Consider the following 10,877-nt stretch of genomic DNA (forward strand, 5'->3'; position numbering starts at 1 on the left):
GCAGGCGCTGCGCCACGGCCAGCCGGCGGCCAAGCCCTGCGTGCTGCTGTCGGGCGGCGAGACCACGGTGACGGTGAGGGGGCAGGGCCGGGGCGGCCGCAATGTCGAGTTCCTGCTGGCGCTGACGCTGCAACTGCAGGGCCGGCCCGGCATTGCCGCCATCGCCTGCGACACCGACGGCATCGACGGGTCGGAGGACAATGCCGGCGCCTGGACCGATGCCGGGACGCTGGCGCTTGGCAAAGAGAGCGGGCTGGTCGCGGCCGAGTTCCTGGCGAACAACGACGCCTACAGTTATTTCGCGGCGCTCGACCGGCTGGTGGTGACCGGCCCGACCCTGACCAACGTCAACGACTTCCGCGCCATCCTGGTGCGGTAGCGCCGGACCACACCGCGCCGCCGAAACGAAACGGCCATGCCGCTGCGGTGATGGTGACGCTGGCATGGCCTCTGGTGGCTATGTCCAGGGCGACACTTCTGGCACAGGTCCGGGCCATTGCCGCAGCCGGGCGGGCATGTCGAACGCTGGCGTGTGAACCTGCATTCATTGCTCGTACAACTGCTATTCGTACGATTTTGTTTCCTTTTGATTTTCCCGACGGTGCTGCGGCTGCCGTCGCCTGCGCATACAAATGGGGAGGCTTTTTCGTCATGACCGTCAACGCCAGTTCGCTCACCCGAATCTCGGTCGACAATGGCGGCACCAGCGCCAACAACATCGCCACCAACGCCACGATGTCGGCCGACGGCCGCTACGTCGTGTTCCAGAGCACCGCGACCAACCTGGTCGGCGGCGACGTCAACGGCTTCTTCGACGTGTTCCTGCGCGACACCGTCACCGGCACTACGACGCTGATCTCGACCGCCACCGGCGGGACGCAGGGCAACAACGTCTCCAGCCTGCCGCTGATCACCGATGACGGCCGCTATGTGGTCTTCACCAGCATCGCGACCAACCTGGTCGGCGGCGATACCAACGCCGTCCTCGATGTCTTCATGAGGGACACCTCGACCGGCGTCACCACGCGGGTCTCCACCGCATCGGACGGCAGCCAGGCCAACGGCGCCAGCCAGAACATCGACATCACCGGCGACGGCCGTTTCGTCAGCTTCCAGAGCACCGCGACCAACCTGGTCGGCGGGGACAGCAACGGGCTCAGCGACGTCTTCGTCAAGAACCTCCAGACCGGCGTCACGGCCCGCGTCTCGGTGGCGAATGACGGGTCGCAGGGCAACGGCACCTCCCTGGTCGGCCGCCTGTCCGATGACGGCAACAGGGTCTCCTTCGTCAGCACGTCCAGCAACCTGACGGCCAACGACAGCAACGGCGCCACCACCGACGTCTTCGTCCGCGACATCGGCACCGGCACCACCACCCTGGTCTCGGCCGCCCTCGGCGGCGGGTCGGGGAACGCCCAGTCGTCGGGCGCCACTATTTCCGGCAATGGCCGCTACGTCGTGTTCCAGAGCGACGCCACCAATCTAGTGGCCAGCGACACCAACGGCACCACGGACATCTTCCTCCGCGACTTGCAGACCAACACCACCACCGTTGTCTCCACCGCCACCGACGGCACCCAGGGGAACGACCTGTCGACCCAGGCCGTGGTCTCCGCCGATGGCCGCTATGTCGTCTTCCTCAGCAACGCCAGCAACCTGGTGCAGGGCGACACCAACGGCGTCCGCGACATCTTCCTGAAGGACATGCTGACCGGCAACGTGACGCGCCTGTCCGTCGCCTTCGACGGGTCGCAGTTGAACGACCTGTCCAACACCCCATGGATCTCGGCCGACGGCCACTACGTCACGTTCCAGTCGCAGGCGACCAACACCGGGGTGGGGGCCGAAGGCAATGGCACCGGCTTCGACATCTTCCGGGTCTCGCTCGTGGCCGGGGCCGGGGCCGACCGCATGCTCGGCTCCGACGGCAACGACACCATCGACGGGCTGGCGGGCGACGACATCCTTCTCGGCGGCTTCGGCAACGACGTGCTCACCGGTGGCGCCGGGGCGGACCAGATCTTCGGCGGCGCCGGCACCGACACGGCGAACTACTCGGCCTCGGCGGCCGGGGTGACGGTCGACCTCTTCACCGGCTCGGGCACCGGCGGCGACGCCCAGGGCGACACGCTGCAGGACATCGAGAATGTCAACGGCTCCGCCTTCGCCGACCACCTCTACGGCAACGGCAACGCCAATGTGCTGAACGGCGGCGATGGCGACGACACGCTCCGCGGCGGCGACGGCGCCGACACACTGAACGGCGGCGCCGGGTCGGACTTCGCCAACTACCAGGGGTCGGAGCAGGGCGTCACCGTCAACCTGCTGGCCGGCACCGCCTCGGGCGGTTTCGCCCAGGCCGACGTTCTGACCTCGATCGAGAACCTGTACGGCTCCAGCCATGACGACCAGCTGACCGGCGACAACGGCCGCAACATCATCGGCGGCGAGCTGGGCAACGACACCATCGTCGGCAATGGCGGTGACGACGCGCTCTCAGGCGAGGGCGGCGACGACAACCTCGACGGCGGCGACGGCAATGACCGTCTCGTCGGCGGCGATGGCGTCGACACCATCCATGGCGGCAACAACGACGATTCCGTGGACGCCGGCACCGGCAACGACATCGTCTTCGGCGAGGCCGGGAACGACAACCTCTATGGCGGCGACGGCAGCGACCAGCTCGACGGCGGCGACGGCAACGACATCCTCGAAGGCGGTGCCGGGACCGATGCGTTGACGGGCGGGGCCGGCATCGACACGGCCAGCTATGCCAGCTCCTCCGCCGGGGTGACGGTCAGCCTGGTCACCGGCGCCGGCACGGGCGGCGATGCCCAGGGCGACACGCTCAGCGGCATCGAGCAGCTGCTGGGGTCGGGCTTCAACGACCACCTGACCGGCGATGCCAACGCCAACACGCTGTGGGGCCAGGCCGGCGACGACGTGCTTGCCGGCGGCGGCGGCGGCGATCTGCTGAAGGGCGGGGCGGGCAGCGACAGCTTCGTCTACACCGCCCTGTCGGACAGCACGGTCGTGAGCACCGGGAAGGACACGATCGCCGACTTCTCCACCGGCGACAAGATCGACCTGTCGGCGATCGACGCGGACGGCAATTCGGCCAATGGCGACACCGCCTTCGCCTTCGGGACCGGTGGCTTCACCGGCACGGCAGGCGAGCTGCGGGTGGTGACGGCCGGCGCGCTCCAGGTGGTCTATGTCGACGCCAATGGCGACAAGGCGCCGGACTTCGCCATCAACGTCATCTCCAACCATCCGCTGACCGCGGCGGATTTCGTGCTGTGATCCTCGGCGGCTCCGTCTTCGGGCGGGGCCGCGCTCCTTCATCCGCAGGCCCGCAATCCGCGGTCCGAAGGGTCGATGAACTCCGGCTCCGGGCCCTGCTCGCCATCGCGAAGCCAAGCCAGCTTGGCCCGCAGATAGCCGGCCATCGCCTGCAGCTCCGCCGCCTTGCGCTCCAGCCGGGCCAGCTGCTCCGACATGAGCTCGATGCTGCGCTCGCGGGTGATGCCGCCGCGGCGATGCTCCTCGCCGATCGCGGCGATCTCTTTCAGCGACATGCCCAGCGACTGCGCCATGCGGATCAGCCGGGCCTCGCGCACATGCTCCGCGGTGAAGACCTGGTAGGGATTGCGACCGCCCTTGCCGTTGGTTCCGGGCGCCAGCAGCCCGCGGCGGATGTAGAAGCGCACGGTGTCCACGGGCAGTCCCGTCGCCCGCGCGAAATCCGAGATCAGCATGGTTCGGCTCCGGCGATTCCGGCCCTTGACCCTGGACCGCGCTCCAGACTTATAGGATCAGCTCTCATCCTTGTGGAGCGTGAGAGTTGGACAAGATCGCATTGGTGACCGGGGCGTCGGCGGGCATCGGCGAGGCGACGGTGCGCCGGCTGATCGCCGACGGCTATACCGTCTATGCCGCGGCGCGGCGGACCGACCGGATGGCGGTTCTGGCGGTGGCCGGGGCGCGGCTGGTCGCGCTCGACCTCACCGACGATGCCTCGATCGTCGCGGCCGTGGAGCGGATCCGCGGTGAGACGGGCCGCCTGGACCTGCTGGTCAACAACGCGGGCTACGGCAGCTACGGCGCGCTGGAGGATGTGCCATTGGAGGAGGCGCGCCGGCAGTTCGAGGTCAACCTGTTCGGTGCCGCCCGGCTGTGCCAGCTGGCGCTGCCGATGATGCGGGCGCACAAGACCGGCCGGATCATCAATGTCAGCTCGATCGGCGGCAAGTCGGGCGAGCCTTTCGGCGCCTGGTACCACGCCACCAAATACGCGCTGGAGGGGCTGAGCGACTGCCTGCGGATGGAGCTGACCCCCTTCGGCATCGAGGTGGTGGTGATCGAGCCGGGCGCGATCCGAACCGAATGGGGCGGCATCGCCTTCGAGAGCCTGCTGCGGGTTTCCGGCGGCACCGTCTACGGCCCTTATGCCCGCCGCCACGCCAGGATGTACGAACGGGCCGCGGCGTCGAGCTTCCCGTCCCAACCGGAGGTGGTGGCAGACGCGATCGGCCGGGCAGCGGCGGCCCGGCGGCCGCGCACCCGCTATCCGGTCGGCGGCGGCGCCCGGGTCCTGCTGCTGCTCGCCCGCCTGCTCAGCGACCGGATGACCGACCGGCTGATGTGGCGGGCCTCGCAGGCGCGGGAGTGACGGCGGGGCATTAGCCCCGCGGCGCGTTCCCCAGGAACTCCGCGATCGCGGCGCCCAGCTCCGGCTTCGCCACCGCGCCCATGTGGTTGCCGGGAATGGTGGCGTGGCGGCCCTGCGGCAGGGCGGCGGCGAGATCCTCGGCCGAGCCGTTGTCGTCATCCTCGGCGCCGGCCACCACCAGGGTCGGCACCGCGATCGTCGCCAGCGCCTCGCGCGGCGTGTCGACCGAGGTGCCGAGCACCTGCAGCAGCGCCTCCGGGTCGCCGCCGACGGTCTTCAGGAACGCCTCGGCCATCCATTCGGCGGTGCCGCGCTGGAAGCTGCCCAGGTTGGTCAGGATGTGGCGGAAATAGGCATTGCGGCCGCCGGCGCTGACGATGCCGTCCAGGCCCATGCCGGCGACGATGGCCCGACCCGGCGCGGCGCCGCGTGCCAGCATCCGTACCACCGTCCGCCCGCCCAGCGAATAGCCGCCAAGGTCGTAGTCGGCCAGGCCGAGCTGCTCGACCAGCGCCAGCCCGTCATCGGCCAGGATGTCGCGCGGATAGGCGGCGGGGTCGTGCGGCTTGCCGCTGTCGCCGTGGCCGCGCAGGTCCGGCATGATCACGCGATAGCCCCGCGCGGCGATCGCCGCGGCGTGGCCGTAGCGCAGCCAGTTGACCGTGGCGGTCGAGAAGAAGCCGTGGATCAGCACCAGCGGCCGGCCTTCGCCGAGCTCGCGATACGCCAGCGGAACGCCATCGCGGCCATGGAAGGGGCGGACGGGAAGGTCGGTCATGCCGGATGTCCTTGTCTGCGGGCGTCAGCGTTCGCGCTTGTAGGAGAAGGCGTCGGCCAGCCGCTTCATCCCGGCCCGCTCGTAGAAGCCGACCGCCTCGGGCACCGAGATTAGATACAGGCTGACGCCAAGCCCGAGCTGCCGCCGTGCCTCGTCCAGCAGGCCGCGGCCGACGCCGAGGCCCTGGGCCGAGGGTGATACGGCGAGGTCGGACAGGTAGCAGCACCAGACCGAATCGGTGACGGCGCGGGCGAACCCGACCAGCGGTCGGCCGGGCCGGTCCAGCCGGGCGGTGACGATCAGGTTGGCGCCGTCGATCATCGCCTGCAGCCGCGGCTCGTCATCCACCGGGCGGATGCGGCCGAGCCCGGATTCGACCAGCACACGCCGGAACTCGGCGACATCCAGGTCCTGCTCTCGGCCGTAGAGGATACGGGGTGTCTCGCTCATGGCCGGGAGACTGCACCATCCCGGGCGGATTCGGAACGGGCTAAGGAGCCACGCCGGCCGCCCGCGTGTTGATCGGGAGAGCAACCGGTCGGGGAGAGCCGGCATGGGCTTTGCCATCCATCCGTTGACGCCGGATCTGTGGCCGGCGCTGGAGGACCTGTTCGGGCCGGCCGGCGCGGTCAATGGCTGCTGGTGCATGCATGGCCGCATCGGCGCCGCCTATCGCCGCCGGTCGCGCTGCGAGAACAGGGCCGATTTCCGCGCGGTGGTGGAGCAGGGGCCGCCGCCCGGGCTGCTGGCCTTCTCCGGCGATCTCGCGGTCGGCTGGTGCCAGGTGACGCCGCGTGCGGCGCTGCCGGAGCTGGACCGCAACTGGCGGCTGCAGCCGGTCGACGATCTGCCGGTCTGGTCGCTGTCCTGCTTCTACATCCGCAAAGGCTGGCGGCGGCGCGGCGTCAGCGCGGCGCTGATCGAGGCGGCGCTGCGGGCGGCGAAGCGGGCCGGGGCGCCGGCGCTGGAGGCCTATCCTTTCGACGCCGAAGTCTCACCCAGCGCGTCGGGCTCCGGCTACGCCTCGACCTTCGCCCGGCTCGGCTTCCGGGAAGTGGCACGCCGCATTCCCGCCCGGCCGATCCTGCGGCACGACCTGGCGGGAATTGAGGGTTGAGCGATCCTCAGCCGCGCAGCAGCCCGAGGCGGTAGGCGATGGCCACGGCCTCGCTGCGGCTGGCCGCGCCGAGCTTCCGCCTGGCAGCCGCGACATGCATGTTGACTGTGTCGACCGACAGGCCGAGGCGGCGGGCGGTCTCCTTGCTGCCATGGCCTCGCGCGGCGCAGGCCAGGCAGTCGAGCTGGCGGGGACTCAGCACCTTCTCGACCGGCCCCGCCGCGCGGACGGCGCCGAGCCGTCGCTCGATCTCCAGCCCGCGGCTGAGATGCGGGCCGACATGCTGCAGCACGGCCAGCTCCGGCGCATCCCAGCGTTCGCGGTTCCGCGGTCGCCAGAGCGTCAGATGGGCGCTGGGGCCTCGCTCGCCGCCATCGGCCCAGGCCATCCAGTCGTGAAGGCCCTGCGGCCGGAGATAGTCGTTGTAGTATTCGGTACGGGTAAACTCCGCGTCGGGGGTCTCCTGGCCGGAGAGGAGGCCGGTTGGCCGCCGCAGCGACAGCATCCTCGGCGTCGCCGGCACCAGGCGATGATAGTAAGCGTTGTACAGCGCGACGCAGGCCGGATCGACATTGTGGCGGATGGCGACATCCCGCTTCAGCGGCGACGGCGACCGGTGCAGTGTGCCGATGTGGCCGCCGAGCAGCCGTGTCAGCCGTTCGACCACGACCGACCAGTCGTCATCGCCGAGCGCCGAATCGTAAATCTGGCCGATCACGCCGGTGATGATGGTCTGGTCGGGTGCAACCCAGTGGCGGTTCATGCCGGCCTGCATCGGGCGAGGGGGAACAGCGGGTCATTGTCCCGCCGTCGGCCGGCCCTCTCAATCCCCTAAAACTGGTAGGGGACGGGGCCGGCCGGTCCGGATCCTCGCCGCCGCAGCCTCAGGCGGTCAGTACGTGCCGGGGAAGGCGCCGCCGTCGATCAGGAGGTTCTGGCCGGTGATGTAGCCGGCATGGACGCTGCACAGGAAGGCGCAGGCGGCGCCGAACTCGTCGGGCTGACCGAAGCGGCGGGCCGGGATCGCGGCGCGGCGCCGGTCGGCGACGGCTTCGGCGTCCTCGCCCGAGCGCTGGGCCGCCGCGTTGATGCCGCCGCGCAGCCGGTCGGTGTCGAAGGACCCCGGCAGCAGGCCGTTGATGGTGACGCCCTTGCCCGCCATCTGCCGGGCGACGCCGGCGATGAAGCCGGTCAGGCCGGAGCGGGCGCCGTTCGACAGGCCCAGCTCCGCGATCGGCGCCTTCACCGAGCTGGAGGTGATGTTGACGATGCGGCCGAAGCCGCGCGCCGCCATGCCGTCGACCACCGCCCTGGTCAGGAAGATCGGGGTCAGCATGTTGGCGTCGATCGCCTTGATCCAGGCGTCTCGGTCCCAGTCGCGGAAATCGCCGGGCGGCGGGCCGCCAGCATTATTCACCAGGATGTCCGGCTCTGGGCAGGCGGCCAGGGCGGCCTCGCGGCCGGCCTCGGTGGCGATGTCACCGGCGACCGTCGTGACCCTGGCGCCGGTGATGCGGCGGATCTCCTCGGCCGTCGCTTCCAGCGCCTCGGCACCGCGGGCGGTGATGGTCACCTCGACGCCTTCGCGCGCCAGCGCCAGGGCGCAGCCCTTGCCCAGGCCCTTGCTGGCGGCGCACACCAGGGCCTTGCGGCCGGTCAGTCCCAGATCCATGTCGGTCTCCCTCCCGCCGCGGCGGCGGGTCGTGCTTCGTGCGGGGAGGGCAGGGTGCGACGTCCGGCGGCGGATGTCATCCCAGGGATGCTGCGCCGGGACGATCAGAGGATGCCGAGGGCGATGGCGGTGGCGACGGCCTCGGTGCGGTTGGAAGCCTGCAGCTTGCGCATCGCCGAACCGATGTATTCGTTGACCGTATGGGCCGACAGCGCCAGCTGACGGGCGATGCTCTTGCTCGACTCGCCCTGGGCGATTCGCGTCAGGCAGTCACGCTCGCGCCCGCTGAGCTCGGGCCTCGCCCGCGGCAAGGGGACGGATTTGCGCCGCTCCGCCGCGGCCGCGAGCCGGCCTTCGATCTGCACCGCCCGGTCGAGATGCGGGGTCACGGCCCGCAGCAGGCGCAGGTCGTCGCCGGTGTAGAGCGGCCGCTGGCGGGGGCGGTAGATCGCCAGGCAGACCGGCTGCCCCGCGGCATCCACCGTGTACCAGGACAGGCAGAACCAGAGATGGTTCTGGCGGTAGAGGTCGTTGTAGATCTCGGTCCGCCCCAGGGCCGGCTCCGGCACCAGGGCGCAGTCATCGACGGCGGTGCCGGGCGGCAGCTCGAACAGCTTCGGCCAGACCGGGTCGATGGTGTGGTAGTAGGCGTCGTAGGCCTGATGGGCGGCGAGGTCGAGATTGACCGTCACCGCCGTCTCCGCCGGCCGCGCGAGCCAACGCATCACGGCGGAGGTGCCCCCGACGGCCCGCGTCATCGCCTCGACCAGCTTGGTCCAGTCCTCGTCCCCGACGGCGGCATCGTAGGTCCGCCCGATCAGGTCGCCGAGGGTGCGTTCGTCCGGCATGGCCGCTGTGAAAGTTGTCCTGCCCCGGAATAAGATCGTTCCAGAAACGAAACAAGCCCTGGATTGTTCCGTCGGCTCTGGCGGGGGAGAGACTACCAGCGGAAAGATGGCAGCAGGATGTCCGGGGTGCAGCCGACAGTGGCGAATTCCCGCGTGATCTCGTCGTCGCCCATGCCGGCATGGATTCCTGTGCGCACCAGCGCGGCGGCGGCGCCGAAGCCGCGGGCGCCGGCGACGTCATGCTCGACGCTGTCGCCGACGCATAGCACCTGCTCCGGCCGCTCGACCCCGGCGGTGGCGGCGGCGTGGCGGTACATCAGCGGATGCGGCTTGCCCACCCAGGTGACCGTGCCGCCGAGCCCTTCATACATCTCGGCGATGCGGCCGGCGCCGAAGGCGGGGCCCAGCGGGGTCAGCATGATCTTGTCGGGGTTGGTGCACAGCGCCGGAACGCCGCGTGCCGCCGCCGAGGCCAGCAGGTCGCGGTAGCTCTCCAGCGGGATCAGGTGCCCGCGGCTGCCGGCGATCAGCACCAGATCGGCGGCGTCGCCGGTCTCGGCCTCGGCGAAGCCCAGCGTCTCGGCGAAGCCGCGGTCCTCGCCGCTGGAGATGACGAGACAGCGGGCACCGCTGCCGGGCGAGACGGGCAGGGCGCCGCTCTGCAGCAGGGCCAGGGCGACATCGCCCGAGGTGACGAAATGGTCGTAGCTGTCGCGGGCAAAGCCCAGCGTCTCCATCCGCCGGGCGTTGTAGGCGGCGGAGCGGCCGGAGTTGGACAGCAGCACGATGTGCCGGCCGGCATCCTTCAGCCGGCGCAGCGCCTCGATCGCGCCGGGATAGGGGTGGCGGCCGTCATGCAGCACGCCGTACTGGTCGACGAAGAAGGTGCCGAAGCGGTCGACGAGGTCGCCGATCCCGTCCACCTGCTCAATCTCCGGCATCACGATCCTCCGAGTCCCGCCAGGGCCAGCCGGGCTGTACCCTCTGCCGCGTCCTCGGACAAGGCCGGGAGGAAGGGCACGCCCAGCTGCCGGCGGCGGATCTCGGTCCAGCCGGCGTTGGCGGCGCCGCCGCCGACGCTGCGCAGCGAGGTCACGGCCGGCGCGCCGAGCTCCACCAGCAGGCGGTAGGCGCGGCCCTCGATCCCGGCGATGCCCTCCAGCACGCCCTGGAAGAACACGGCCTCGTCCTTCGGCCGCGGCTCCAGCACCGGCGCCAGATCGGGGTCGGACACCGGGAAACGCTCGCCCGGGCGGGGCAGGGGGTAGTAGGACAGGCCGGTCGGCCGGTCCGGCCGCAGCGCCGCGGTCAGATCCCGCAGCCGGTCGCGGCCGAACAGCTGGGCGATCACCGCCCCGCCGCTGTTCGACGCGCCGCCGACCAGCCAGCGGTCGCCCATGCGGTGGCTGTAGACGCCGTGCCGCGGAGAATCGACCGGACGGTCGGACAGCAATTTGATGACGAGGGTCGACCCTAGCGCCGTGACCGCATCGCCCACCGCATCCGCCCCGGTGGCGAGGAAGGAGGCGCAGCCGTCGGTGGTGCCGGCGACCACCAGCGCGCCGGCGGGCAGGCCGAGAGTGACGGCGGCCGCATCGACCTCGCCAGTCGGCGTTCCCGGCGCCACCGCCTTCGGCAGGGCGGCGGGATCGATACCGAGCCCAAAGATCCAGTCCGGCCAGCGCCGGGCCGCCGGGTCGTAGCCGGTCTTCAGCGCATTGTTCTCGTCGGTAACGTCGAAGCGGCCGGACAGGCGGCCGGCGATCCAGTCGGCCTGGTGCAGCACCCGC

The 10,877-nt window shown here is 70.7% G+C and carries 12 protein-coding genes; 4 read left to right on the top strand and 8 right to left on the bottom strand.

What is annotated here, in order from left to right:
* Together P409_RS15200 and P409_RS36265 are read left to right on the top strand one after the other, a co-directional pair.
* Positions 1-379 (top strand): MOFRL family protein (locus P409_RS15200; RefSeq protein ID WP_034838414.1); only part of this gene is annotated, 379 nt, incomplete at its 5' end.
* A gap of 272 nt (positions 380-651) precedes the next feature.
* Positions 652-3,303 carry a beta strand repeat-containing protein gene (locus P409_RS36265; RefSeq protein ID WP_052120677.1) on the top strand — a complete coding sequence of 884 codons (2,652 nt, stop codon included), beginning with the start codon at positions 652-654 and terminating at the stop codon, positions 3,301-3,303.
* Between the two features lie 38 nt (positions 3,304-3,341).
* On the opposite strand, the gene P409_RS15215 is transcribed toward P409_RS36265, so the two are convergent.
* Complete coding sequence (locus P409_RS15215; protein WP_034838418.1) at positions 3,342-3,758, bottom strand: MerR family transcriptional regulator; 417 nt, start codon at positions 3,756-3,758, stop codon at positions 3,342-3,344.
* A gap of 86 nt (positions 3,759-3,844) precedes the next feature.
* Between P409_RS15215 and P409_RS15220 the strand changes: the two genes are divergently transcribed.
* Complete coding sequence (locus P409_RS15220; protein ID WP_034838423.1) at positions 3,845-4,672, top strand: oxidoreductase; 828 nt, start codon at positions 3,845-3,847, stop codon at positions 4,670-4,672.
* A gap of 10 nt (positions 4,673-4,682) precedes the next feature.
* Here P409_RS15220 and P409_RS15225 read toward each other — a convergent pair whose 3' ends face one another.
* Both P409_RS15225 and P409_RS15230 read right to left on the bottom strand, forming a co-directional pair.
* Positions 4,683-5,450 (bottom strand): alpha/beta fold hydrolase, encoded by a 768-nt coding sequence (locus P409_RS15225; RefSeq protein ID WP_034838428.1) that lies wholly within the window; start codon positions 5,448-5,450, stop codon positions 4,683-4,685.
* A 24-nt stretch (positions 5,451-5,474) separates the two neighbouring features.
* Entirely contained in the window at positions 5,475-5,900 is a 426-nt protein-coding gene (locus P409_RS15230; RefSeq protein ID WP_034838433.1) for a GNAT family N-acetyltransferase, read from the bottom strand.
* Between the two features lie 103 nt (positions 5,901-6,003).
* Between P409_RS15230 and P409_RS15235 the strand changes: the two genes are divergently transcribed.
* On the top strand, positions 6,004-6,567 hold the full coding sequence (locus P409_RS15235) for a GNAT family N-acetyltransferase (RefSeq protein ID WP_034838438.1): 564 nt from the start codon (positions 6,004-6,006) through the stop codon (positions 6,565-6,567).
* A gap of 7 nt (positions 6,568-6,574) precedes the next feature.
* Here P409_RS15235 and P409_RS36270 read toward each other — a convergent pair whose 3' ends face one another.
* The 5 genes from P409_RS36270 to P409_RS15260 all read right to left on the bottom strand — a co-directional run.
* Complete coding sequence (locus P409_RS36270) at positions 6,575-7,330, bottom strand: helix-turn-helix transcriptional regulator (protein WP_161790399.1); 756 nt, start codon at positions 7,328-7,330, stop codon at positions 6,575-6,577.
* Between the two features lie 129 nt (positions 7,331-7,459).
* Complete coding sequence (locus tag P409_RS15245; RefSeq protein WP_034838443.1) at positions 7,460-8,239, bottom strand: SDR family oxidoreductase; 780 nt, start codon at positions 8,237-8,239, stop codon at positions 7,460-7,462.
* A 104-nt stretch (positions 8,240-8,343) separates the two neighbouring features.
* Positions 8,344-9,087 (bottom strand): helix-turn-helix domain-containing protein, encoded by a 744-nt coding sequence (locus tag P409_RS36275; RefSeq protein WP_052120682.1) that lies wholly within the window; start codon positions 9,085-9,087, stop codon positions 8,344-8,346.
* 92 nt (positions 9,088-9,179) lie between these two features.
* Positions 9,180-10,028, bottom strand: a complete 849-nt coding sequence (locus P409_RS15255; protein ID WP_034838448.1) for a TIGR01459 family HAD-type hydrolase — start codon at positions 10,026-10,028, stop codon at positions 9,180-9,182.
* Positions 10,028-10,877: FGGY-family carbohydrate kinase (locus tag P409_RS15260; protein WP_034838483.1), on the bottom strand; the 850-nt coding region annotated here is incomplete at its 5' end. The genes P409_RS15255 and P409_RS15260, both read right to left, overlap by 1 nt.

This window comes from Inquilinus limosus MP06 (genome assembly GCF_000767795.1).
In the GTDB taxonomy this organism is placed as follows: domain Bacteria; phylum Pseudomonadota; class Alphaproteobacteria; order DSM-16000; family Inquilinaceae; genus Inquilinus; species Inquilinus limosus_E.